Here is a 23,302-nt window from a genome sequence, read left to right as displayed (position 1 = left end):
AATCTTATTAATGGTTGTGAAGTATTAAATGAATAAATTGTTATATTTGATTGTGGCTGGCGTGGCGTTAGCGACGGGGATTTTTATTTATACCGCGTTAAGTAATAAAGCAGAGATGTTGCCGCAACCGGAGCATGCGCTGTATTATCAGCAAAGTCGGCTGATCAAGCCTTTTGAGATGACCGATCATCAAGGTCAGGTTTTTAACAATCAATCATTAGTTGGTAAATGGTCTTGGGTATTTTTTGGTTACACTTCTTGTCCTGATGTTTGTCCAACTACCTTACAAGAGCTTAATTTTGCGTTTGATCAACTGCAGGCGATTTCACCATTAAATCAAGTACTCTTGGTTACGGTTGATCCTAATCGTGATAGCCAAGAGACGTTGGCGCAATATATTAATTATTTTCATCAAGACTTCATTGCCTTAAGAGCAGGGCATGATGTGTTGTTTCCTTTTGCCCGTAATTTGGGCTTAATGTATGCCATTACCGATGATAACGAGAGTAAAGCAAACAACAGCTACTTAGTTGACCACAGTGCGTCGATTGTTTTAGTCAATCCTCAAGGAAAAATTGCCGCTATTTTTAAACCTCAGCATGTTCTTGGCCAGTTACCAACCGTTGATGGTGAACAGTTAGTGGCGGATTTTGCTAAAATTGTCAAACTTTCCGAAAAGCCTAAAGCCTAAAGCCTAAAGCCTAAAGCCTAAAGCGGATACCAATCGCCATTAGGTTTTAAAATCATCCAAGCTTGAGAATACCAATAATAGCGTCCGGCATGTTCAATGCTTGGCGCAGTACAATTTGCTCGTACTCTACCGCTGGGCAAGTCAGCATTAAAAACAATTTTAAACAGGCTATCGTTTGACCATACTACGTTTTGTCTGCCAATGCCGGTAACATAACAACTTAGTTGTTTTGGGTTAATATCGTCACTTATTACCTTAAATTCAGCTGATGTTAATTCACCATGTTTAAATAAAGCGTTAGCTGTAATACCTATTGGTTCAACCGCCAGTGGTAATGAATTCAATTTGTCGCGCAAGCCTGCTAACTTATCGTATGGTTGGGAGGCTGGAAAGCGTGGAATACTGGTTAAACGGGTATTTGAACCTACCGCGCCTGATTGCTGACCAAAGGCGATAAAATTGTTGTCGCTAAGCCACTGCTCAACTTCTTGGGTAAACTCGCCATACGGATAAGCAAAATAACGCCAGCTTTGGCCAGTATGTTGTTTGATCACCTCTTCGGCTTTAAGTATCGCTGCGCCTCGTTGTTCTAACCAAGCTTGCTGTGATAAGCCTTGCGGAATGCGAGCAAGAGAGTCGTGATTAAAACCATGATTGGCAATAATAACTCCCTGGTCTGCTAAGGCTTTTAACTGTTGCCATGATAAATAACTATCGGAATTACGATCAATAATGGCGGGATTTATAAAAATGGTAAACGGGTAATTAAACTTATCTAATAAAGGTTTAGCATAGGTTAAATTGTCGATATAGCCATCATCAAAGGTGATCGCTACTGTTTTATCGGGCAGTTCTGCTTTTTGCTCTAAGGCATGGATTAACGTTGATAATGCCACCACTCTGAAGCCTTCATCGGCAAGATATTGTAAGTGTTTTTCAAACTGTGCGGGTGTGATACTGGTACTTTTGGGCGTATTTTCACTGACATGGTGATATTGCAAAATTACCGCTGCGGCAGCAGGTAAGCAAAAATTGATCATTAAAAAGAAAAAGCTAATTAAGGGAAAGTGAAATTTTTTGATGTTTTTTGTCATGACATTGATCATTGTTAATATTCTGTCGTATTAAATTATTAAGCCTTCATTACTTTAAAAATACAGGTATTCTATGTAAAAACCTAGTCAGTCTTACTAATTTAACGAGATATTTTTTGCAACAAACTAATTCAACAACGTATCACAAATCATTATTTGTTTTAGCAATTCCAATGATTTTATCAAATATTACCGTGCCTTTGTTAGGCTTAGTTGATGCTGCCGTTGTAGGTCATCTTGAGCATGCCTATTATTTAGGAGGTAGTACAGTTGGTGCGATGATCATTACTTTTATCACTTGGTTATGTGGCTTTTTACGTATGTCGACAACTGGCATGACGGCACAAGCTTATGGGCGTAAAGATGAAATCGGCAATCTATTTTGCTTAACCAGAGGTTTATTGGTTGCCGTTGCTTTAGGTTTTGTTTTTATTTTATTGCAAGCTTGGTATCTAGATTTTGCCTTATGGCTCGCTGGTGGCTCAGATCAGGTTCAGTTTTATGCTCGCCGTTATAGTGAAATTCGCATTTGGGGCTTACCTGCGGCTTTAGCCAATTTGGTGATTGTTGGTTGGTTATTGGGTAACCACCAAGCTAAAACAGTGATGTGGTTGTTGGTAATTACTAACTTACTTAATTTGCTTTTTGATTTATGGTTTGTTTTAGGCTTAGAGCTGAATGTTGAGGGTGTTGCTTATGCCACCTTAATTGCTGAATATTCGGGGTTATGTATTGGCTTGTGGTTAATTTTTTCTCGGCAAAAAAACTGGTGGTTGTTAATTAAAAATAAGCTGCTATTTAATTGGCCAGATTTGTTGGCAGCGCATGCCATGAAACAATATTTTAGTTTAAATCGTGATATTTTAATTCGTACCTTATGTTTAGAAATTTGTTTTGTTTTTATTACTTTTCAAGGGGCCCGATTAGGTGATGATGTTGTAGCTGCAAATGCCATTTTGATGAATTTTTTATTGTTAATTTCTTTAGGCCTAGATGGTATTGCCAATGCTGCTGAAGTACTCGTTGGTGAGGCGAAAGGGGCAAATAATCCAAACAAACTAAAAAGTATTGTTGCTACTTCACTATTCTGGACTGGCATTTTTGCCGTGGTTTATGCTTTATTTTTTACCTTGTTTGGAGATTGGTTAATTCGACTCATTACCAGTATTCCTGAGGTGATTAAGCTAGCGCAAGATTATGTTGTTTGGTTGTGGTTAATGCCGCTATTAGCTTGTTGGTGTTATTTATACGACGGTATTTATATTGGTTTAATGCAAGCGAAAATTATGCGTAACAGCATGATCATTTCAACCTTTATTGGTTTTTTCCCGCTATGGTATTTATTACAAGAGCTGGGCAATCATGCGATTTGGGCGGCTTTCTCGATGTTTATGATTTTACGTGGTGTAACCTTGGCTTGGCATTTTCATCGGTTTGTAACCAAAGCACCATAAGAACAGTGCTAGGTTATATAATTTATGTGTGTGCGTTATTTTTTAGTTCTAGGATGGCGATTCATCATGGTCAGCATACGAGCAGCAAAAATACCAAGATAACCCCAAATAGCTAATAAACAACCTAAACCAACTAAGGCTAAGGCAAAAAGTTGTAAATATTGTACTGGTTCGGTAATAAAATAGATAAGTCCGAGTCCGATAGCAAATAGTATTAACCCCGCTAAAAAGTAACTAAAGCTTCTCGTTGGTGTTTGTCCTAATTTATATAATAAGTTCATCCTGACTCTCGCTTATCCTATTTTTATTATTTTTTACATTAACGTTTAATAATAAGAATGCTCACCGCGTTCGTGATCGGTTGCATCTTTAACACCTTTAATTTCACCGGCCATTAAGTCAATTAATTGCTTTTCAATACCGTCTTTTACCGTAACATCTATTTGACTACAACCATTACAGCCACCGCCAAATTGTAATACCGCATAGCCGTCTTCAGTAATTTCTACTAAGGTACATTCACCGCCGTGACCTGCTAGTTGTGGATTAACCTCAGACTGAAGAAAATAATGAACACGCTCAAATAATGGCGCATCATCAGCTACTTTTTTTAATTTAGCGTTTGGTGCTTTTAAGGTCAACTGTGAACCCATTTGATCTGTAACAAAATCAACTTCCGCATCATCAAGAAACGGTTTGCTGGCGCTATCAACATAAGCAGAAAAGCCGTTAAAAGGTAATTCAAGATCGTCGCTTTCTACGGCATCAGGAGGGCAGTATGAAACACCACATTCAGCATTTGCAGTGCCAGGGTTAACTACAAAAATACGAATGTTTGTACCTTCACCTTGTTGTGATAAAAGTTTTACAAAATGGGCTTGTGCGCTTTCTGAAATATTGATCATTGTGTTCTATTACTCATTTAAAGGTCTTTAAAAGTAGGTAAAGCTATTTAGCTAATTCCGACTAAAATACTCAAGTATGGTTATTCTACTCTGCTCAGCTATAGGTGGCTAGTTGATTATGTTATAACAATAAACTAATTACGCTGATTTTGGGTTAATGGTTTTTATAATTGATTGAAAAGAAATATAATTACCTGAAAATAGAATAATAGTTATGCCGAGTTTAGGTTAAATAACCTGAACTCGGGATAAGAAATTAGCTAACAATATGAAATAAATATACTTTATGATATTTCACACATTCTAGCTTGATGTTTTTTCTTAGTACAAGGCAAATTTAAGCGCCAATAGCGAGCCTATTGCAATTAAATTTAACGCAGTAATAAGGAAAAACAGCTGCTAGAAAGCAAGTTGTTATGCCGAGTTTAGGTTAAATAGTAATGTTATTCTTTCTTATAAAATTAATCTGTTGAGGTTAGAAGCATGTTTTTAAGATGTTGTTTAGTGATTTTAGGTTGTTGGAGCTTACTGATAACAACAACAGCTAAACCGGTTAGCGGCTTTTTACCTAAACAACAAAATTATCTTGATAATATCTCGGCCCCTGAGCAAGTGTTAGGTTTTGAACTAGGGCAGCGACACGCAAGACATCATCAAATACTCTCTTACTTTACAAACTTAGCGAGCCAATCAGAACGCGTTAAAATCACTGAAATTGGCGAAAGCTATCAACACCGAAAACAAGTATTAGTAACCATTTCAAGTGCAGAAAATTTAACGAACTTAGACGCTATACTTGCCAAGCGTAAATTACTGACTAAATCGGATGAATCTGAGCCTTTGGTTATTTGGCTTGGTTATGGCGTTCATGGTGATGAGTTATCAGGCGTACATGCGGCAATGGCGGTTGCTTATTATTTAGCGGCAAGTCAGGCTGTTGCGATTGAAACGTTATTAGCTGATACTGTGATTGTAATGGAGCCAAGCGTTAACCCTGATGGCTTAGATCGTTTTGTCACTTGGCTAGATACTTTTGGTGGCAAAGTTGTCAATGCTGATCCCGCTCATATCGAACATCATCAAGCTTGGCCGACTGGTCGTACTAATCATTATTGGTTTGATCTTAATCGAGATTGGTTATTGTTATCGCAACAAGAAACACAAAATCGTTTGGCTTATTATCATTTATATCAGCCTCATGTATTGGCGGATTATCATGAGATGGGGCCAAATAAAAGTTACTTTTTTCAACCCGGCGTGCTTAGTAGAACCCACCCATTAACACCCCGAAATAACATCACGTTAACCAATCAGTTAGCCAGTTTTCATGCTACGGCATTAGATAGTCATGATCGGCTTTATTTTTCACAAGAAGGGTATGATGATTTTTTCTATGGTAAAGGCTCTACTTACCCAGATATTAATGGTGGTGTTGGTATTTTATTTGAGCAAGCCAGCAGCCAAGGTTTGGCACAAAATACCGTCAATGGCGTATTAACTTTTGAATACGGTATTGAAAATAATATTTTTACATCTCTTTCAACTATTCGTGGCGCTTGGGAAAATCGTCAGGCATTAAAAAAACATCGGCTGAGCTTTTATCAACAAGCCAAAGAACTGGCTGATGATGAGGATTTTGATGGGTATTTGTTGCATGAAGCCGATGATAATTACCGGTTAAATGCTTTGTTAAGCAAGTTAGCTCAACATCAAATTCAAGTGTATGGCTTAACTCAAGATTATTCTTTAGATAAACAAGTGTTGGCAAAAAACAGCACTTATTATGTGCCGTTAGCACAACCTCAATATCGTGTTATCAAAGCCTTGTTTGAACAGCAAACTCGTTTCCAAGACAATAGTTTTTACGATATTTCCGGATGGACTTTACCGCTGGCAATGAATATCGCATTTCATGAAGTAGAAAAAACACGTTCGCTAAAGTTGACAAAAGATGTGTGGCAGCCAGTTACCCATTTTCCGGCGCAAACGGTTGAAAAAAGTTATGCTTATGCAATTGAGTGGCATGACTATTTAGCGCCGAAAGTATTAAACGAATTATTAAATAATCAGTTAAAGGTGAAAGTTGCAAGCGAGCAATTTACCGCGTTATCAAAAGGTAAAAAGCAAACCTTTGCTAGTGGTACTTTAATTATTCCAACAGCTAACCAACAACAAGCGCATTGGCTTGATACTCTTTATCGTTCCGCTAATAACAATGGCTTAACGGTATTGCCATTATCTTCAGGCTTAACGAGCCAAGGTGTTGATCTGGGTAGTCCCTCCATGGTTGATTTAATACCTGTGAATGCTTTATTAGTGGGTGGTAACGGGATTTCAGCGTATGAAGCGGGTGAAGTCAGGTTCTATCTTGAAGAAACGCTAAATATGCCGTTAACAATTGTGGAAAAAGAGCGCTTGTTAGCCGTTGATCTAAGTGCTTATAGCCATGTCATTATGGTGGATGGTGATTATCAATCGTTTAGTGAAACTATAGCTAATAAATTAACCGAATATGTAGAGCAAGGCGGGGTTATTTATGCTCAAAAGCACGCCGCTAAATGGTTAGCCGACAACCGCATTCTTAAAGCACGTTTTGCGACACAGCATTCTATTAGTAGTATGTATATTAATGGTAAATTATCTTATCAACAACAAGCGGAAATGGCTGCGAAACAGCGTATTGCTGGTGCCATTTTTGATACAACACTCGATTTAGGCCATCCATTAAGTTATGGCTATAAAAACGCTAATTTACCTGTATTTCGCAATAGTACCTTGATCATTGAAAAAATAAATGTGCCTTTTGCACAAGTACTAACTTATAGCCAAAAGCCTTTATTAAGTGGCTATACAGACGAGTTAATGCTTGAACGATTAGCTCAAGAACCGGTTTTAGTTGCCCATAATTTAGGAAAAGGGCGAGTAATTGCTAGTAGTGATAATTTATTGTTTCGAGGTTATTGGTTAGGCACAGCGAAATTATTTGCTAACAGTTTGTTTTTTGCCAAAGTGTTTAATAATCAATATTCGCGTTAGCCAATAGTTTACTTAACCCTCTTGCCATCGGGCAGTTTAGGCGGTTAAATTTTTTCTATTGCTAAAGCGATAGCGATGACAATAATGTGCTTAACACCTGATTTTTTGAGTAGCTTTGCCAGCTCGTTGACTGTTGTGCCAGTGGTTACAACATCATCAAAAATTATCACCTGTTCGGGTAAGGTTTTTGTGTTCATTGTTAAGTTAGGATTTAAGCGAAAAGCATTTTTTAAGTTTTTACGGCGTGCAACCCCAGTTTTACCTACTTGTTTTTCGGTGGCTTTGTGGCGTATTACTAAATTATTTTGATAATTAAGCGCGAGTTGTTTGCAGATATGCTTCACTATTAAATGGCTTTGATTATAACCCCGCTCTTGCCAGCGATTAATATGGATAGGCATATTGATAACAACACTGTTGTTTGTGCTAAGTTGTAATAAGCTTTGGCGATGCTGAAAGATAAATAAATGCGCTAATAATTCGGCCAGTTCAAACCTATTTTGATATTTTATTTGATTTAACCAGACATTAAACGGCCATTGATAAGGTGCTAGGCATAACAATTGATCTATATGTTGATGGCTGACATGTTGTGCTACTTTGGGCCAAACTAATAAATTATCGTACTGCTTATGAAAATAAGGCAAATCGGCTAAACAATATTGACAAATTAGCGGCATGGTTTGGCATTGTCCGTTACATAACAAACATTGACTAATATGCGCTTTTATTGTTTTTAGCTTTAATTTAGTTAATTGCTGGTTAACGCGGTTAAATACTCTAATCAATGTCATATTTAGCTCTTGATATAAGCTAACCTGAGTTGAGCTTATATAGTCCCTTAGGTAAAATAACGAGTTCCTTTTCGAATTATAAATAAGCATGAGCAATAAGTTGAAATTTTCCAGTTTTGGTAGTGGTACTCCGTTAGTTTTTATTCATGGCTGGGGGGTAAACTCTGCGGTATGGCAACCAATAATTGAGCCTTTAGCTAAACATTACCAAGTAATCACCATTGATTTACCCGGCTTTGGTGAAAATGCTCATGTTCAACTTGACGATTATTCGTTAGCAAATATTGCTAATTTAATAGTACAAAGTATTGGTAAACCAGCAGTGTATGTAGGTTGGTCGTTGGGCGGCTTAGTTGCAAGTGAAATTGCGCTATTGATGCCAACGCAAGTTTTAGCTTTATGTACTGTCGCCAGCTCTCCCTGTTTTATGGCGCAAGATGATTGGCCGGCAATAAAGCCCGAGGTATTAAAAGGCTTTCATCAACAATTAGCTGAGAACCCAGCATTAACCATTAAAGGCTTTTTAAAAATTCAAGCTATGGGAAGCCCTAATGTTAGGCATGATATTAAAGTCATCAATGATTTAGTGATGCAATATCCGATGCCAGAAAAAGATATTTTAGATAAGTCTTTATCCTTGTTAGAAACGACCGATCAACGGCTTAACTTAACTGATATAGCACAACCCTTTTTACGTCTTTATGGTCGTTTAGATGGATTAGTGCCAAGGCAAGTGGTTAAAAAGATTGATCAATTGGCGCCTCATAGTCAGTCGCATATTTTTCAACAGGCGTCACATGCACCGTTTATCTCTGAACCAGAAGAATTTTCTGCACATTTACATGCGTGGCTACTCACTCAAAACCTTGTTATCGCTAATTAAGATAAAAAAGCAAAGATTTACTTTTAAGATTTTTTGTATAATAATTAACCACAATAGATTCGTGAAAGTAAACTGTTGTATCAGGAGTTATTATGGAAATTCAATCAGCCTTTAATACTGGCATACAAGGTTTTAATAATGCTCAGCAAGATGCTAACGAAGCTGCATTAGCGATTGCTAGTGAAACCACATATAACGCTGAAGACCCTACTCAAGGGCAAGCGGTTAATGATAGCGTTGTTGCTCAAAATACCACTTCAGGTGATTTATCAAAACTGAATCAAGAAATTGTTAAATTAAGAGTCGCCGAACACCAAGCCGCAGCTTCGGGTGAGGTTATAAAAACAGCCGATGAAACACTAGGTACTTTGTTGGACGTAAGAGTGTAACTGATGAATATTACCTCGCAAATTAATACGCCGCCTTTAGCGACGGTGGTTAACCCACCGACGGATAGCTTGCGTCGTGATAATTTACAGCGAGAAGTGATCACTCAACCGGCAGCCGTTAGTCGACCAGCGGCGGAAAAGGGCACTGCATCTGATAAAGATAAAGCGAAAACGCCGGCGCAAAATAATGAACATATTGATTTTGCTAATATCAAAAAGCAGGCAGAAATTGCTAATTCCACGATTTCAGATCAAAGTGAGCAAGAACCACAAGAAAAAGAGAGTTCACCAGAGCAACCCGTAGCCGAGCAAGAAGAAAAAGCTGAAAAAAACTCGGCGCAAGATGAGCAAAAATCGCCACAAGCAGAGTTTGCTGAGCAGCAAGAAATTCATCAGTTGTCACAACGCGATCGGGAAGTACGCTCTCATGAATTAGCCCATGCTGCCGTTGGTGGTCCTCATACGGGTTCACCAAACTATGAATTTACGGTTGGCCCTGACGGAAAAAAATATGCGACGAGTGGCGAGGTCTCAGTAGATTTATCACCGGTTTCGGGCGATCCACAAGCAACCATAACTAAACTGCAAAAAGTGCATGCGGCCGCTTTAGCGCCGGCTAATCCGTCAGTACAAGATACTAAAGTTGCTGCCCAAGCTGCCCGTTTAATTTTACAAGCACAATCTGAGTTACTGGCGCAGAAATTAGAAAAAACTGAATTTTCAGGTAAAACAGCACCAGCAACATCACCAACGCTGGATAGATTTGCCATTGAGCAATCAGAGAATCGTGATGAGAAAAAAAGCAGCAGTAATAATTTTGATCAATTTATTACTGAAACCTTAAATGCGCAGGAGCAAGTTGCGCCAAGTCGTTCGGAAGATGTTACAGCTCGTGCAACTCGAATTGAAAGTTTTTATCAGTCAATCACACAAGCTTACGATAAACCACCATTAAGCCACTTTAAATTATCGGCTTAACTACTACGCTATTAACTGTATTTAAATAACAAATTTTAAGCACAACAAAGCCCGTTTATACGGGCTTTTGTATAGTGACGTTAGTATTTTTGTGCCACTTAAATACCATAATCAACACGGTATTGTTTAATATTCGCTAAATGTTCAGCCATATCACTTTGTGTTTCTAAATAAGTGATTAAATCAGCTAAGGTAACAATAGAAATCACTTTAGTGCCAAAGTCACGCTCTACTTCTTGAATAGCGGATAACTCGCCTTTTCCTTTTTCTTGACGATCAAGGGCGATTAACACGCCGGAAAGTTCAGCTCCATGGTTTTGGATAATTTCCATTGATTCACGAATAGCGGTGCCGGCTGTGATCACATCGTCAACCAACATGACTTTACCCGCAAGTTCAGAGCCCACTAAACTACCACCTTCACCATGAGTTTTTGCTTCTTTACGATTAAAACAATAAGGCATATCCATATTGTGATGATCAGCCAGTGCAACGGCGGTAGTTGTAGCGATTGGAATACCTTTATAGGCTGGGCCAAATAGTAGATCAAAAGGAATGCCTGAATCGGCAAGGGCAGCAGCATAAAAGCGCCCTAAACGCGCTAAATCACCACCGGTATTAAATAAACCTGCATTAAAAAAATAAGGGCTTGTTCGGCCTGATTTTAAGGTGAATTGACCAAATTTTAATACATTTTTGCTTAAGGCAAATTCAATAAATTCTTGTTGATATGCTTTCATAATATTTCCTGAAAATCTTCTGTTTAACTATTTAATGCGGCTTTTTGAATGTCGAATAATTCATTAATGCTGTGTTTAGCTAATTTCATCATTTCATTCATTTCATCAAAGCTAAATGGCTCTTCTTCAGCAGTGCCTTGAATTTCAATTAATTTACCTGTTTCTGTCATCACAACATTCATATCTGTCTCAGCAGCAGAATCTTCAGGGTAATCTAAATCAGAAATTGGCTCACCGTTATAAATACCAACAGAGACAGCAGCAATCATATGCTTTAACGGATTGGTTTTAATAATATCTTTCGCACGCATATAGTTAATTGCATCAACTAACGCAACACAAGCGCCGGTAATTGATGCTGTACGAGTACCGCCATCGGCTTGAATAACATCGCAATCAATGGTGATCATGTTTTCGCCCAATGCCGTTAAATCAACTGCTGCACGTAAAGCACGGGCGATCAAACGAGAAATTTCTAAAGTACGACCACTTTGTTTGCCACTGGCGGCTTCACGACGCATACGGGTATGAGTAGAACGCGGTAACATACCATACTCAGCCGTTACCCAGCCTTTACCTTGACCTTTAAGGAAACGAGGAACACCCTCTTCAACGGTTGCTGTACAGATGACTTTCGTATTACCAAATTCAATTAAAATTGAACCTTCAGCATGAGCTGTAAATTGACGAGTAATGGTGACCGGACGAATTTGGCCGTTAGTTCTGCCGCTTGGACGCATAAGAGTTCCCTGTTAGTAATTAATTGCTGCGCATTATAATGTTTGTCTGACTATTTTGACAGCACCGAAGCCGATTATCTCGGTAGGTAAATAAGTATACGGCTCAAATAAATTGAAATATAGTTTAGTGAACTAAGGTCTTAATGTAGGCCTACAGTCAAGTGTAATAAATTGGACGTTTTCATGAAGTTTTTAGTATTAGTGTTTTTAAGTTTCTTATTGTTTAATCCAACTGTTTTTGCCAGCCAAGCGTTACCGGCTTATAGCCAGCATTATGATGATACTCGTAACCCGTTTGATGATGCCAAAGCGGCTATTAAATTGGCGAAAGCAAGCAACCGTAATGTGCTTATTGAAATTGGCGGTAAGTGGTGTGGTTGGTGTACTAAAATGGATGCCTTTTTAACGGCAAACCCTAACGTTGCCGAGCAGCTACATAAACACTTTGTTGTGATTAAAGTTAATGTTAGCGACAGTAATGAAAACGAAGCCTTTATGAAAGGTTTACCTCCTGTGTTAGGTTATCCCCATATGTATGTTGCATCCGCAAATGGCAAAATGTTGTTATCAAAAGATACCGCAGAGCTATTAAATAATGGTGAATACTCGGTAGATAATTGGTTAGCTTTTATTGATAAATGGCGACCTAATGCACTTTCAGGCAACGAACAAGTGACGGAATAGGGGATCTGATGACTTCATTTTTTGATGTTTCGTACCAAACGCCTAGTTGGCTTAAACAAAAGTTAACCCGTCGTCATTTATTAAAATCAGCGGCTGGCGCAAGTGCCGTTGCGGCACTACCACGATATGCCTTTGCTTCTAAAGCCGATATGGCAGCGATTGTTAAAACCGACCCTTGGTTAACGCTTGATGCGGTATTGCAGCATTTATTGCCGAGTTCAGAATCAGGTCCTGGGGCGGTTGAGATACAAGCAAGTAATTATCTTTATCAAACATTAACTCAACAGCCGATTGATGATGAAGAAAAACAGTTCATTAATAAGGGCGTAGGTTGGTTAAATGGTTACAGCCAAAGCCAAAAAGCAAAAAAATTCGTGCAACTAACAACCGCTGAAAAAGAAGCAATGTTACGGGCGATTAGTGGCTCGCAAGCCGGAGAAAACTGGCTGAATACCTTAATTAATTATTTGTACGAAGCCATGTTGTCACCACCAATTTATGGGGGCAACCCAAGCGGTATTGGTTGGCAGTGGTTACAGCATCAAGCAGGTTTTCCATTACCTGCAACCGGCCAACGTTATTATGAAATTCCGGGTCGATACCAAATAAAAGTTAACAACGTGCCAGTTGAGGAAAAAACCAAATCATGAGTTTTGATATTTGTATTGTTGGCAGCGGTGCTGGCGCATCCCCCGTTGCTTATACCTTGGCGAAAGCGGGCGCAAAAGTTTTAGTGTTAGAAAAAGGCCCGTGGTTAACCGAAAAAGAGTTTTATAAAGACGAATTAGCCATCAGTTTACGTGATGCCTACAACCCAAGTTTAGCCGATGAACAGCATGTAATTGAAGATGAATATGTTAGAGACGACGGCACCAGCTATTGGCACGGCGAGCCAACGAGTGAGTCAGGTTGGAGTTTTTGGAGTGGCACTGTTGTTGGTGGTTCGTCAAACTTTATGAGTGGCTATTTTCATCGTTTAAAACCAAACGACTTTCGGTTAAAAAGTGAATTTGGTGCTATTGAAGGCGCTAACATTGTTGATTGGCCAATTAGTTATGATGAATTAGAGCCGTATTATGCCATGGTTGATAAGATTGTTGGTGTGTCTGGAAAAGTCACTAACCATCCTTTTCAAGAGCCACGCTCAGCTGATTTTCATTTTCCGCCGTTAGCAGAGCATCCTATTTCAAGTTGGATTGATAAAACCGCAACTGAGATAGGTTTTCATAGTTTTCCTGTACCACGGGCAGTGTTATCCACGCCAGCCATGGGGCGAAACAGTTGTGAATATTCTGGCTATTGCTCAAGTTATGGTTGTTCATCAGGTGCTAAAGGTAGTGGTAGGGCGGCATTATTAAACCACGCGGTTGCTTCTGGAAATTGTACGATCAAGCCACATGCTAAGGTGTTTAAAATAGCCACTGATGAGCAAGGTGAAATTTCGGGTATTCATTATTACGACAAAACAGGCAAGGTAAAGGTTGCACAGGCAAAATATTATGTTGTGGCATGTCAGGCGATTGAAAGTTCACGTTTATTGTTGGCGTCTACCGGTAAAAAATTTCCTAATGGTTTAGCAAATAACCATGGCCAAGTCGGTAAAAATTTAATTTTTAGTGCCGGCGGTACTGGTAAAGGTGATTTCTTTTTTGACGACTTAACCGAGCAACAAGCCGCGCAATTAAAAACCGTAGGCCCTTTTATCAACCGAGCATTACAAGATTGGTATGAAATTGACGATAAAACTTTTGGCGGTAGTAATCCTCAAGGTAAGGCAAAAGGCGGCACTATTGATTTTCTGTTTCATCAAAACCCTATTGCTAGAGCTATGGGCAGTCAATGGGATGAAAACGACAATTTAGTTTGGGGCGAACAGTTAAAGCAAAATTTAATTACCGAATTTACAACCTATAAAACTTTACGCTTTGAAGTGTTTAATGATTGGTTGCCAACCGATAATTGTTTTGTGACTTTAGACGATAAAATTACCGATAAATGGGGTGACCCTGTAGCAAATGTTCGTATAGGTTTTCATCCACATGATTTAAAAGTGGGGGCTTATTTAGCCGAAAAAGGCGAGCAATTACTTAATGCCATGGGGGCAAAAAATGTCACTTCATCCGTAAGTGGTGCACCCCCAACCAATTTAATGGCGGGCGGCTGTCGATTTGGTGATGATCCTAAAAGCTCCGTGCTTAATAAATACTGCCAAGCCCATGAAGTGGATAATTTATTTGTTACCGATGGTTCGTTTATGCCAACGGGAGGCAGCGTGCCTTATACATATACCATTTATGCTAATGCCTTTCGAGTGGCAGAGCATATTAAACAGCGCTGGCAAATTAATGCGTCATAGTTATGTAAATGTTATACATTTGTGAAAGTTTTTTAAGTTTTAAAGGTCTAAAGTTAAAGAGACTTAACTTTCAAGAGACGTGAACATGAACAAAAAACTTGCTGCTATTACACTTATTTCTTTAGGGCTGTTTGCATGTGGTGGTAGCGGCGGTTCAAACTCTGAAACACCAACACCAACACCAACACCAACACCAACAACATATACGGGGATTTTTGTTGATTCTCCCGTGCAAGGCTTAAAGTACCAAACGGCCACACAAGCAGGCACAACTAATGCGATGGGAGAGTTTATTTACCAATTAGGAGAAAAAGTAACATTCTCGATTGGTGGCATTACTTTTCCAGAGGTTGATGTTAAAGCAATCATTACGCCTTTAGATATTTTTCAGACCGAAAACCTTGAGCATAGTGGCGTAATCAATATGCTGCGTTTATTACAAACTCTTGATGTTGACGGTAATGCTGAAAATGGCATTGAATTAAGTTCGTTAATTCATACCTTAGCGGCGAATTTAACCATTGATTTCACCAGCCAGACTTTTGAAGAGCAAATCGCTGAATTTGTGATTGATAACAATGCCATTAACATCAGTTTAATTTCAGCCCAGCAAGCGCTCGCGCATTTTAGAGAAACGTTGATGATATCAGAGCCAAGTAGCTGTGGTGACGATCATGCCAAAGTTGGCTTTACCGGTAGTTTTAATACCTTAGCGCATAATGTTAGCGGAACAGCAGAAATTATTGACAACTGCACCATTAAAATTAACAACTTTACCTTTGATGGTGATGGACTAAGTGTGTTTTTTTATGGCGGTATTAATAGTGACTTTGAAAATGGTTTTGCTATTGGCAGTGATTTACTCGGACAAGTATTTAGCAATGAAACAGTAACAATTAAATTACCAAATAATTATAGCCTTGATGACTTAACGGATTTAAGTGTTTGGTGCGTGCCTGTAAAAGTTAATTTTGGCAGTCTTACTTTCACCGCTCCCTAATTGTAAGTGCTACTCAGTGATTATTAGCGGCTAGCACTAGCTAGTTAATATTCACTGAGGCATAATCCCTATCATTATTTTTTTGATCTTTTCAGTATAGGGATAGTTTATGATCCACAGTATGACAGCATTTGCCCGCCATGAAGTTAAAGGCGACTGGGGTAATGCCGTATGGGAAATTCGCAGTGTAAATCAACGCTTTTTAGAAACCTACTTCCGCCTTCCTGAGCAATTTAGAAGCATTGAACCCGTATTAAGAGAGCGTTTTCGCAAGCAACTTAACCGTGGCAAAGTAGAATGTAATTTACGATTTACCGCTAATGAAGCAAGTAAAGGTAACCTTTCGTTAAATCAAAACTTAGCTAACCAGCTTATTCAACATGCCAACTGGGTAAATGAACAAACCCTAAATAGCCAAATTAATCCGATAGAAATTATGAAATGGCCAGGTGTAATGGAAGCGGAAGAAGCGGATATGAGCCTTATTCAAGCTGAAGTATTGGCCGGCTTTGATCAAGCATTAACTGATTTTATTGCTGCGCGTGCCAGCGAAGGCGAAAACTTAAAAGCGCTGATCATTCAACGTTTAGATGGCATTACTGATGAAGCTGACAAAGTAAAAGCATACATGCCTGAGGTTATTCAATGGCAACGTAGCCGTATTATCGATAAATTTAACGATGCAAAAATTGAATTAGACTCAACGCGCGTAGAGCAAGAGTTAGTACTTTTAGCGCAAAAAATGGATGTAGATGAAGAAATTGATCGTTTATATAGCCATGTAAAAGAAACCAAAAGCATCCTCAAAAAAGGTGGTGCTCAAGGCCGTCGTTTAGACTTTATGATGCAAGAATTTAACCGCGAAGCAAATACCCTAGGTTCTAAATCTATTAACGCAGATATCACTAATTCAGCCGTTGAACTTAAAGTGTTAATTGAACAAATGCGTGAGCAGATCCAGAATATCGAATAATGTTTTTCTTTGTTCTTGTATGTAAATAAATCATTGTAAAGCCTCACTTTTGTGGGGCTTTTTGTTTTCTGTTGTTCTATACTGTTTCGTAAAGTTAACTTTAAAATGGTTACTAAAATGGTTACTAAAGTAATTAGTAACCATTTTGTTTGATGGTTTTAGTATTTTAGTAACCACTAGAGAAAAATATCTATGAATGACAAACAGATACGAGCATTTATAAAAACAGGTGAAATTGCCCGAAAGCAAATTAGCGATGGATTATATATTAGGGTTCAAACAGCCGGTAAAGCCTATTGGGAAGTTAGATATAGCATGAATGGTAAAAGAAGGTTTATGCGTATTGCTGGCGGTCAATATCCGAGTATGTCTTTAGCTGTTGCAAAATTAGAGTCTGCTCTGATCAAACAAAAAAACAGAGAAGGTATCGATCCACTTGCAGAGCGTGTTCGAGAAAGTAAAGTAACAATTAAAACAGTTAATCATCTTTTTGATGATTGGTACGTTGAGTTATCAAAAAGGCTTAAATTCCCTAATATCCCTAAAAGAATATATCAAAAAGAAATTAAGCCACTTATCGGTGATTTGGCCATAGAACAAGTTAACGCTCGTGATATAAGAACTATTATTCAAAAAGTATCGAATAGTGGCCGCCCTTCAATTGCTAATGACACTTTAGCTTATTGTAAGCAGCTTTTTAATCATGCATGTAAACTAGACTTAGTTACTGCTAATCCCGCAAGCGCTTTTAAAGTATCTGACGCCGGCGGTATAGAAAAAAGCAGAGACCGTATTCTTGATACTAAAGAGCTTGAAATTGTTTTTAGTATATTTAGAGAAAATCAAAATATATTTACTCGTGATAATTATTTAGCCGTAGCTTTATTGGTTAGTTTAGGAGTGCGAAAAGGAGAATTAATTGCAGCTAAATGGCAAGAGTTTGATATTGAAAAACAGCTGTGGAATATGCCTGAAGAGAGGAGTAAAACAGGCGTTGCTATAACAATCCCTTTAACTGAAAGCGTGCTCAACTGGCTTAAAGAGTTAAAGGTGAGATCTGCAGGATCCGAATATGTGTTCCCATCAAGGCGAGCGAGTAAGCGTCGAGGCTACATATCGGATGACACTTTAAACCATGCTTTGGCAAAAATGTTTGGTATGAAGGTAGATAGCAACAAGGAACCTTACCCTAACTTACTAGGTAATGCTGGCGTGAAACATTTTACAGTACATGATTTAAGAAGAACCTGTAGAAGTTTATTAGCTAAAGAGGGGGTGGCTGGGCATATAGCTGAAAGGTGTTTAAACCATAAATTGAAGGGCGTAGAAGGGATATACGATAGGTATGACTATTTTGATGAAAGAAGAGAGGCACTAGATTTATTAAATCAGGTTTTATCTCCAATTATAATATAAGAGTATGCAATGTTTTCAGATAAAGAATTAAAGCTACAAATAGCCGATATGAATAACATGATTTTTCAAGATTCTGTTAAACCAAGGCTAAGCCAACTCGGTATAGAAATACCAGAAAGTGAATTGTTAGAAGTTCTTATGGGAGATGATGACCCTTTTGAAAAGCTACTTCAGCATATTGAAAATAAAATTAATGCTCTCTCAAAAAATAAAAACCTTTATTTAGGTATTAGCAATGATGAAATGAATATGCGTTTTGGAACCGAACTAGGGAAGTTGTCTGATAATGTAGATGTTTTAAGAACGTATGTTGAAGCTGCTAGAAAATTGAATAACAACATAACATTATCTAATACTGATTTAGATATATTTCTTAAAACTGCTTTTGCTGCTGGTAGATTATCAGGTTCGCATGATACTAAAATGTTATGTCAACGACATATGGAAAATGGGGTTAAGAGTACTATAAAAACCCCTACTAGTGCTGGTCGAGTCACTAAAGAAAAATATAGACCTGTACAACAATTAGTCGAATCAATGTTAACGCATTTAAATCAAAGTAAAGAATTTAGAGCCTCTACATCAAACATTTCGGAAGCAATATCTAGCTTATTAGTAGATTTTTCAGCGATTGGTGATAATAAAAACATTGATTCGTTAAAGGTATATGTCAATAGATTTCCAACAAAACGTAATATAGAAGACTTGCTTAAAGGTAAAAATAAATCTTGGGAAGATAAAAGTTTAAGAATAATTCAATATAAAAAAGTTAAAGAAATACTCACAAGTAAATTTACAAATAAAAAAATAAAAAAATTATTAATTCATTGATTATCAATGTTGTAGAGTATTTTATATACGCATGACACTGTTAGTAGGATGCTCTTAGCGCATCAAGCATTAATAATTAGCCTCGAACATAGTAATACAATATAGAGCATGATTAGCTCATTAGTACGAACTTAATCTGAGGTAGATATTATGAATACATCACCAACCCCTTTCATTCAGTCAACTGATCGCCTAGTACGCGAAAAAGAGAGACAATTAATTACACAGCTAAGTAGAACCTCTGCATGGAATCTTGAACAACAAGGATTATTTCCCAAACGAAGAAAATTAAACCCTGCGGGTGGTTCATCAGTGTGCTGGCTGTATTCAGAGCTAATGGCGTTTGTTAATTCTAGAGAGGTTGTGGGGGCAAAGGTAAGTCATGATTAATAAATCTAAACCGCCTATTGAACATTATATCGAAGAAAATCGGCTAGTGCGTAAGCCTGAAATACAAAAATTACTAGGTATAAGTAGGGCTACATTGTGGCGAAAAATTAAATCAGGCAATTTTATTGCGCCAGCATTGGTGCAAAATGGTCGTTCAGTTTGGCTTTTTAAAGATGTCTTAAGGTATATGGAAATACTAAAACAAAAAAGGGAGTGATAGAGCTTCATAGTTTTATGTGAGGATGAAACACTTTGAAACAAAGCTTCCTTTTAACTTGAGATAATTAACGTCTTGTATCTTTATATTCAATCAGTGTGTTAGCTGTTTTTAGCAAGAGGTTCAAGGCGGATATTAAGTAATATAACCGATCTTGAATATTTTACATGACCTTTTTAATAACTAAAGAGAATTCAATACTTTTTCCATTTAAAGATCATTCTTATCCTGTTTACAAAACTGATAAAGGTCTAAATAAAAAAGCATTAATTCGTTTATTTACTTTAATTGAAAAATATAAATCTCATTATTCAAAAAGTGCAATATTTAGAATAGATCTACATCCCGATAGCTACACGTCGGATAATAAAATTATTTCTTCATTTTTAGCCAAACAAATTAAATTATTGGAAAAAAAATATAGCTGCATTGTTAGTTATTTTTTTGCACGAGAACAAAACTCATCAGATAAACAACATTATCACTTAGCTTTATTTTTTAGTGGCCATAAAGTAAATCATCCTAGTGTTATATCCAATGAAATAAAAAACAATTGGAAAAGCCACTGCGCGGGTTCGATTCATTTTGTTGAAAACCCAATGTATACAATTAAAAGGGGAGATAAAAGAAGCATTGATCAGGCAATATATCGCTTGAGTTACTTAATTAAAAATTATACCAAAGAAAAAAATGGTAAAGGTCAAAGCTACGGGTTAAGTCGTCTTAAATATAAGGGAGAGATGCATGAGAGCGATTTTTTATTTGTAATCCCAGAAGTTACATACCGAAATTTTAAGAAATATAAGATGGGTTCTAAGAGCTAATATAATGTCAAAAACTCAATATGCGAAAAAAACAAATAACTATACGCTTGATCCTAAAACTAGGCGCGCACGTTTTTTAAAAAACAATAGTGCGGCTATTGTACACGGAGGTTATTCAAAGAACATTTCTGAAGATGTTCTTAATGCAATTAAAGATACAGATCTTGGTTATGAGGTTGGAGTATTAAAAGGTCAACTAAGCAATATAGCAACAATGGGAATGGGGGTTGTTGCTGATCTTATTAAGGTTGGTGAAAAAGCGGAAGCTCTAAATATTGCACTATCTTGTGCTGATAGAAGTGTAAAAATAGTGCCTCAAATTCAGAAAGCTATTGAGTCATACATAACATCAAAAGAGCTACTCGATGATAAAAAAATCAAAATAAAAAACCGTTGGTTAAATAGCCTTCGCGCAGGTAAATGTGAGCCATCAGAAGTAGCATATCAATTTGAAGTTCAACAGTTAGGCGAATTACCTAGTTATGTAGCCCAAATGCTGGCGCTTGAATTAAAGAACCCGAATATAGAATTAGTCGAAGAACTCTATACTAGAGATGAAATAAAACAAAAGATTAATGAGTATTGGCAAGAAGTGGAATTAGAGCCTAATTTACAGGATTCTCGAAGTAAAGAAATTGCTATTGAAAAACAAAAAATAAATCAACAGCTAACTTCATCAAAAGTAATTCACTCAGAAACCGATTAAGTATATATGAACAAAATTAAAACGATCATGTCTGATCCTCGTTATCTTGAACTGTTAAAGTGTTTTCAAAAGGATTGGGTGGGGTTTGCAGCAGTATTAGCGAACAAAAAACCAACATGGCAGCAACGATTGATTATATCTGAAGTACAAAAACAAGGTTCAAGAGTATCTGTATCAAGCGGACATGGTACAGGTAAGAGTGATATGACAAGTATTATGATCTTAGCTTTTATTATTTTAAATCCTGAAAGCAGGGTTGTTGTTGTAGCTAATAATGCAGCTCAAGTTCGAAATGTTATATGGAAATATATAAAAGTTAACTTTAAAACTGTTTGCCGAAACGTTCCTTGGATTGAAGCATATTTCGAACTCAATGAACGAGAGTTTTTTGCCGTGGGGTATAAGGGAATATGGAGCTGTATTGCTAAATCTGCTCGTTTAGGAAATGAAGAAGCGCTCGCGGGGGAACATTGTCATACCTATTTAATTGTTGTAGATGAAGCAAGTGGCCTGCCTGATAAATCATTACAAATATTAAGTGCTGCGCTTACAGAAAAGCATAACAATATGTGTTTATTAAGTCAGCCAACAAGAAATTCTGGATTTTTTTATGATACTCACCATAGGTTAGCTAAAACGCAAAACCAGCCTAATGGAATTTGGCACTCAATTATATTAAATTCTGAAGAATCGCCGCTGGTAACACCCAAATTTATAGGGGAAAAGTTACTTTCCTATGGTGGCGAAGACTCTCCTGAATATCAAATCAAAGTATTAGGCCAGTTTCCTAATAATCTTGATGGATATTTACTAAGTCGTCTAGATTGTGAGCGTTCAAGTATATCAGCGCCAGCGATAAATAATGTTGAATGGGGATGGGTTGCTGCGTGTGATGTCGGAAACGGTCGGGATAAGTCTATTATAAATATTTGTAAGGTATCAACAGCTCCCCCTGAAAGTAGATTAATCGTTTCTCATAGTATTATTGAAATGGCATCAGATATTGACCCCATAGATTTTGCTTATGAAATAAAGAAGTATGTAGAGCCTTATATTGAGCAGAATATTACTATTCTCATAGATGGTGATGGTATTGGTTTTTCTACGATAAAAATAGCTAAGCAGGAAGGTCTTAACGTTAAAGAAATACGTTGGGGTAAACCGGTGTTTACTAAAAAACTACAAAGTCGATTTATTAATGAGCGGGCTTATAGCCACATTATGATGCGAGATGCGATTAAAACAGGGCGTATGAAAATTGATGACGATGAGCGTACTAAAAATCAAATTAGCAGATTACCAGTTTCGTTGAATGAAATGGGGAAATGGGTTATTTGCTCTAAAAAAGAAATGAAAGAAAAACATAATATTAAATCACCGGATCGATCTGACACATACTGTTTTATGTTTTTGGCTAGCCCTAAATCACTTGAGTATAAGGATGAACTGATTGATGAAGGCGAATATTTAGAATTTTTAAACTGAACAAACTCCGCGCGCGTGTCGTAGGTGTTAAATTAAATCAATAGGAAATTAATCGTGAAAAGAGATACAAAAGTTGCTTTGTTAGAAATACGCTTTGAATTAGAAAAGCTGTTAGGTAAAAAAGAAGATTGGTCTGTAGATAAATGCTTAGAATTGATTAGCCAAGATGCATTTGTGTCAACATTGCTTGATGATTATGACTTAGAAATAGGTCAAATGACTATTAAATTTTTAAAAAAAGAACACTGGGTAAGTGGTTTATTAGAAAGCATAAATGAATGCTTACAATATGAAACCTACCCATTAAAAAATAATACGAGTGGATTTGCTGTTGTTATCCATATTATTAATCAGCGTCTGGGGTTAAATGTATTTCATCCGTGAGTTATTCATAAACATAAATAGGTATGATTTTTATACATGTTGTAGATTATTAGTGTATTTTGAATGGTGGTTACTAACTTGGTTACTAACTTGGTTACTAACTTGGTTACTAACTTGGTTACTAACTTGGTTACTAATAAAGTAAATAGTGCTGTTCAGTGGAGTTAACAGTTTAGTTTAATTGAAAATTTCGATACTATTTAATGATATTACATAGAATACTGAATAAATAGAAAAACAGTTTATTTTTAGTGAACTTCCTATCAATATTAACTTCTAGACAAGCGTACTTAATAGGTATTTTACATACCATATATAATACAAAAAACAGC

General features: G+C 37.2%; 25 protein-coding genes. 19 read left to right on the top strand and 6 right to left on the bottom strand.

The features are described from left to right. Positions 1 to 28 precede the first annotated feature (28 nt). Entirely contained in the window at positions 29 to 691 is a 663-nt protein-coding gene (locus ACSLUO_RS07520) for an SCO family protein (protein ID WP_448247615.1), read from the top strand. 17 nt (positions 692 to 708) lie between these two features. Here the strand turns inward: ACSLUO_RS07520 and ACSLUO_RS07515 are convergent, their stop codons facing one another. After that, positions 709 to 1,785 carry a polysaccharide deacetylase family protein gene (locus ACSLUO_RS07515; RefSeq protein ID WP_448247613.1) on the bottom strand — a complete coding sequence of 359 codons (1,077 nt, stop codon included), beginning with the start codon at positions 1,783 to 1,785 and terminating at the stop codon, positions 709 to 711. Between the two features lie 173 nt (positions 1,786 to 1,958). Between ACSLUO_RS07515 and ACSLUO_RS07510 the strand changes: the two genes are divergently transcribed. Continuing rightward, positions 1,959 to 3,239, top strand: coding sequence for an MATE family efflux transporter (locus ACSLUO_RS07510; protein ID WP_448247612.1), 1,281 nt, complete (start codon positions 1,959 to 1,961; stop codon positions 3,237 to 3,239). 35 nt (positions 3,240 to 3,274) lie between these two features. On the opposite strand, the gene ACSLUO_RS07505 is transcribed toward ACSLUO_RS07510, so the two are convergent. Continuing rightward, complete coding sequence (locus ACSLUO_RS07505; protein ID WP_448247610.1) at positions 3,275 to 3,520, bottom strand: hypothetical protein; 246 nt, start codon at positions 3,518 to 3,520, stop codon at positions 3,275 to 3,277. Positions 3,521 to 3,565: 45 nt separating this feature from the next. Then, the gene (nfuA, locus tag ACSLUO_RS07500) at positions 3,566 to 4,144 is read right to left on the bottom strand and encodes a Fe-S biogenesis protein NfuA (RefSeq protein ID WP_448247608.1); all 579 of its coding nucleotides are present in this window, start codon (positions 4,142 to 4,144) and stop codon (positions 3,566 to 3,568) included. A gap of 483 nt (positions 4,145 to 4,627) precedes the next feature. Between nfuA and ACSLUO_RS07495 the strand changes: the two genes are divergently transcribed. Next, a complete protein-coding gene (locus ACSLUO_RS07495) occupies positions 4,628 to 7,180 on the top strand; it encodes a M14 family zinc carboxypeptidase (RefSeq protein WP_448247606.1) in 2,553 nt (850 codons plus the stop codon). 44 nt (positions 7,181 to 7,224) lie between these two features. Here the strand turns inward: ACSLUO_RS07495 and ACSLUO_RS07490 are convergent, their stop codons facing one another. Beyond that, the gene (locus tag ACSLUO_RS07490; RefSeq protein WP_448247604.1) at positions 7,225 to 7,974 is read right to left on the bottom strand and encodes a ComF family protein; all 750 of its coding nucleotides are present in this window, start codon (positions 7,972 to 7,974) and stop codon (positions 7,225 to 7,227) included. Positions 7,975 to 8,074: 100 nt separating this feature from the next. Here ACSLUO_RS07490 and bioH point away from each other — a divergent pair, with 100 nt between their 5' ends. The 3 genes from bioH to ACSLUO_RS07475 all read left to right on the top strand — a co-directional run bounded on the left by bioH (position 8,075) and on the right by ACSLUO_RS07475 (position 10,224). Further along, complete coding sequence (bioH, locus tag ACSLUO_RS07485; protein WP_448247603.1) at positions 8,075 to 8,857, top strand: pimeloyl-ACP methyl ester esterase BioH; 783 nt, start codon at positions 8,075 to 8,077, stop codon at positions 8,855 to 8,857. Between the two features lie 92 nt (positions 8,858 to 8,949). After that, entirely contained in the window at positions 8,950 to 9,246 is a 297-nt protein-coding gene (locus ACSLUO_RS07480) for a hypothetical protein (protein ID WP_448247602.1), read from the top strand. Between the two features lie 3 nt (positions 9,247 to 9,249). Beyond that, positions 9,250 to 10,224, top strand: a complete 975-nt coding sequence (locus ACSLUO_RS07475; RefSeq protein WP_448247600.1) for a putative metalloprotease CJM1_0395 family protein — start codon at positions 9,250 to 9,252, stop codon at positions 10,222 to 10,224. Positions 10,225 to 10,322: 98 nt separating this feature from the next. Here ACSLUO_RS07475 and pyrE read toward each other — a convergent pair whose 3' ends face one another. Both pyrE and rph read right to left on the bottom strand, forming a co-directional pair. After that, positions 10,323 to 10,964, bottom strand: a complete 642-nt coding sequence (gene pyrE, locus ACSLUO_RS07470; protein ID WP_448247598.1) for an orotate phosphoribosyltransferase — start codon at positions 10,962 to 10,964, stop codon at positions 10,323 to 10,325. A gap of 23 nt (positions 10,965 to 10,987) precedes the next feature. Beyond that, on the bottom strand, positions 10,988 to 11,704 hold the full coding sequence (gene rph, locus ACSLUO_RS07465) for a ribonuclease PH (RefSeq protein ID WP_448247596.1): 717 nt from the start codon (positions 11,702 to 11,704) through the stop codon (positions 10,988 to 10,990). Between the two features lie 183 nt (positions 11,705 to 11,887). On the opposite strand from rph, the gene ACSLUO_RS07460 reads away from it, so the two are divergent. The 13 genes from ACSLUO_RS07460 to ACSLUO_RS07400 all read left to right on the top strand — a co-directional run bounded on the left by ACSLUO_RS07460 (position 11,888) and on the right by ACSLUO_RS07400 (position 22,970). Next, positions 11,888 to 12,388 carry a DUF255 domain-containing protein gene (locus ACSLUO_RS07460; RefSeq protein ID WP_448247594.1) on the top strand — a complete coding sequence of 167 codons (501 nt, stop codon included), beginning with the start codon at positions 11,888 to 11,890 and terminating at the stop codon, positions 12,386 to 12,388. Positions 12,389 to 12,396: 8 nt separating this feature from the next. Beyond that, the gene (locus ACSLUO_RS07455; RefSeq protein WP_448247593.1) at positions 12,397 to 13,038 is read left to right on the top strand and encodes a gluconate 2-dehydrogenase subunit 3 family protein; all 642 of its coding nucleotides are present in this window, start codon (positions 12,397 to 12,399) and stop codon (positions 13,036 to 13,038) included. Next, the gene (locus ACSLUO_RS07450; RefSeq protein ID WP_448247591.1) at positions 13,035 to 14,744 is read left to right on the top strand and encodes a GMC family oxidoreductase; all 1,710 of its coding nucleotides are present in this window, start codon (positions 13,035 to 13,037) and stop codon (positions 14,742 to 14,744) included. The genes ACSLUO_RS07455 and ACSLUO_RS07450 overlap by 4 nt, the downstream gene beginning before the upstream one ends. Positions 14,745 to 14,829: 85 nt before the next feature. Further along, a complete protein-coding gene (locus tag ACSLUO_RS07445; protein ID WP_448247589.1) occupies positions 14,830 to 15,744 on the top strand; it encodes a DM13 domain-containing protein in 915 nt (304 codons plus the stop codon). A 109-nt stretch (positions 15,745 to 15,853) separates the two neighbouring features. After that, the gene (locus ACSLUO_RS07440) at positions 15,854 to 16,717 is read left to right on the top strand and encodes a YicC/YloC family endoribonuclease (protein ID WP_448247588.1); all 864 of its coding nucleotides are present in this window, start codon (positions 15,854 to 15,856) and stop codon (positions 16,715 to 16,717) included. Positions 16,718 to 16,909: 192 nt separating this feature from the next. Next, a complete protein-coding gene (locus tag ACSLUO_RS07435) occupies positions 16,910 to 18,133 on the top strand; it encodes a tyrosine-type recombinase/integrase (RefSeq protein WP_448247587.1) in 1,224 nt (407 codons plus the stop codon). Between the two features lie 9 nt (positions 18,134 to 18,142). Continuing rightward, on the top strand, positions 18,143 to 18,964 hold the full coding sequence (locus ACSLUO_RS07430) for a hypothetical protein (RefSeq protein WP_448247585.1): 822 nt from the start codon (positions 18,143 to 18,145) through the stop codon (positions 18,962 to 18,964). Positions 18,965 to 19,114: 150 nt separating this feature from the next. Further along, positions 19,115 to 19,354, top strand: coding sequence for a helix-turn-helix transcriptional regulator (locus tag ACSLUO_RS07425; RefSeq protein WP_448247584.1), 240 nt, complete (start codon positions 19,115 to 19,117; stop codon positions 19,352 to 19,354). Then, entirely contained in the window at positions 19,347 to 19,571 is a 225-nt protein-coding gene (locus ACSLUO_RS07420) for a helix-turn-helix transcriptional regulator (RefSeq protein WP_448247583.1), read from the top strand. The genes ACSLUO_RS07425 and ACSLUO_RS07420 overlap by 8 nt, the downstream gene beginning before the upstream one ends. A 167-nt stretch (positions 19,572 to 19,738) precedes the next feature. Beyond that, positions 19,739 to 20,395 carry a YagK/YfjJ domain-containing protein gene (locus ACSLUO_RS07415; protein WP_448247581.1) on the top strand — a complete coding sequence of 219 codons (657 nt, stop codon included), beginning with the start codon at positions 19,739 to 19,741 and terminating at the stop codon, positions 20,393 to 20,395. Positions 20,396 to 20,399: 4 nt separating this feature from the next. Next, entirely contained in the window at positions 20,400 to 21,101 is a 702-nt protein-coding gene (locus ACSLUO_RS07410) for a hypothetical protein (RefSeq protein WP_448247579.1), read from the top strand. 6 nt (positions 21,102 to 21,107) lie between these two features. Continuing rightward, positions 21,108 to 22,586 carry a hypothetical protein gene (locus tag ACSLUO_RS07405; RefSeq protein WP_448247577.1) on the top strand — a complete coding sequence of 493 codons (1,479 nt, stop codon included), beginning with the start codon at positions 21,108 to 21,110 and terminating at the stop codon, positions 22,584 to 22,586. A gap of 54 nt (positions 22,587 to 22,640) precedes the next feature. Next, positions 22,641 to 22,970 (top strand): hypothetical protein, encoded by a 330-nt coding sequence (locus ACSLUO_RS07400; protein WP_448247575.1) that lies wholly within the window; start codon positions 22,641 to 22,643, stop codon positions 22,968 to 22,970. Positions 22,971 to 23,302 lie beyond the last annotated feature (332 nt).

It is taken from the genome of Thalassotalea agariperforans (genome assembly GCF_053470345.1).
The sequence above is the reverse complement of the archived record's forward strand: the minus strand, read 5'-3'. Positions and strand labels throughout refer to the sequence as shown.

Excerpts from the sequence above, each read along its gene's own strand:
- ACSLUO_RS07520 (WP_448247615.1), top strand. The coding sequence starts at position 29 with ATGAATAAATTGTTATATTTGATTGTGGCTGGCGTGGCGTTAGCGACG.
- ACSLUO_RS07515 (WP_448247613.1), bottom strand. The coding sequence starts at position 1,785 with ATGACAAAAAACATCAAAAAATTTCACTTTCCCTTAATTAGCTTTTTC.
- ACSLUO_RS07510 (WP_448247612.1), top strand. The coding sequence starts at position 1,959 with ATGATTTTATCAAATATTACCGTGCCTTTGTTAGGCTTAGTTGATGCT.
- ACSLUO_RS07505 (WP_448247610.1), bottom strand. The coding sequence starts at position 3,520 with ATGAACTTATTATATAAATTAGGACAAACACCAACGAGAAGCTTTAGT.
- nfuA (WP_448247608.1), bottom strand. The coding sequence starts at position 4,144 with ATGATCAATATTTCAGAAAGCGCACAAGCCCATTTTGTAAAACTTTTA.
- ACSLUO_RS07495 (WP_448247606.1), top strand. The coding sequence starts at position 4,628 with ATGTTTTTAAGATGTTGTTTAGTGATTTTAGGTTGTTGGAGCTTACTG.
- ACSLUO_RS07490 (WP_448247604.1), bottom strand. The coding sequence starts at position 7,974 with ATGACATTGATTAGAGTATTTAACCGCGTTAACCAGCAATTAACTAAA.
- ACSLUO_RS07480 (WP_448247602.1), top strand. The coding sequence starts at position 8,950 with ATGGAAATTCAATCAGCCTTTAATACTGGCATACAAGGTTTTAATAAT.
- ACSLUO_RS07475 (WP_448247600.1), top strand. The coding sequence starts at position 9,250 with ATGAATATTACCTCGCAAATTAATACGCCGCCTTTAGCGACGGTGGTT.
- pyrE (WP_448247598.1), bottom strand. The coding sequence starts at position 10,964 with ATGAAAGCATATCAACAAGAATTTATTGAATTTGCCTTAAGCAAAAAT.
- rph (WP_448247596.1), bottom strand. The coding sequence starts at position 11,704 with ATGCGTCCAAGCGGCAGAACTAACGGCCAAATTCGTCCGGTCACCATT.
- ACSLUO_RS07460 (WP_448247594.1), top strand. The coding sequence starts at position 11,888 with ATGAAGTTTTTAGTATTAGTGTTTTTAAGTTTCTTATTGTTTAATCCA.
- ACSLUO_RS07455 (WP_448247593.1), top strand. The coding sequence starts at position 12,397 with ATGACTTCATTTTTTGATGTTTCGTACCAAACGCCTAGTTGGCTTAAA.
- ACSLUO_RS07450 (WP_448247591.1), top strand. The coding sequence starts at position 13,035 with ATGAGTTTTGATATTTGTATTGTTGGCAGCGGTGCTGGCGCATCCCCC.
- ACSLUO_RS07445 (WP_448247589.1), top strand. The coding sequence starts at position 14,830 with ATGAACAAAAAACTTGCTGCTATTACACTTATTTCTTTAGGGCTGTTT.
- ACSLUO_RS07440 (WP_448247588.1), top strand. The coding sequence starts at position 15,854 with ATGATCCACAGTATGACAGCATTTGCCCGCCATGAAGTTAAAGGCGAC.
- ACSLUO_RS07435 (WP_448247587.1), top strand. The coding sequence starts at position 16,910 with ATGAATGACAAACAGATACGAGCATTTATAAAAACAGGTGAAATTGCC.
- ACSLUO_RS07430 (WP_448247585.1), top strand. The coding sequence starts at position 18,143 with ATGTTTTCAGATAAAGAATTAAAGCTACAAATAGCCGATATGAATAAC.
- ACSLUO_RS07425 (WP_448247584.1), top strand. The coding sequence starts at position 19,115 with ATGAATACATCACCAACCCCTTTCATTCAGTCAACTGATCGCCTAGTA.
- ACSLUO_RS07420 (WP_448247583.1), top strand. The coding sequence starts at position 19,347 with ATGATTAATAAATCTAAACCGCCTATTGAACATTATATCGAAGAAAAT.
- ACSLUO_RS07415 (WP_448247581.1), top strand. The coding sequence starts at position 19,739 with ATGACCTTTTTAATAACTAAAGAGAATTCAATACTTTTTCCATTTAAA.
- ACSLUO_RS07410 (WP_448247579.1), top strand. The coding sequence starts at position 20,400 with ATGTCAAAAACTCAATATGCGAAAAAAACAAATAACTATACGCTTGAT.
- ACSLUO_RS07405 (WP_448247577.1), top strand. The coding sequence starts at position 21,108 with ATGAACAAAATTAAAACGATCATGTCTGATCCTCGTTATCTTGAACTG.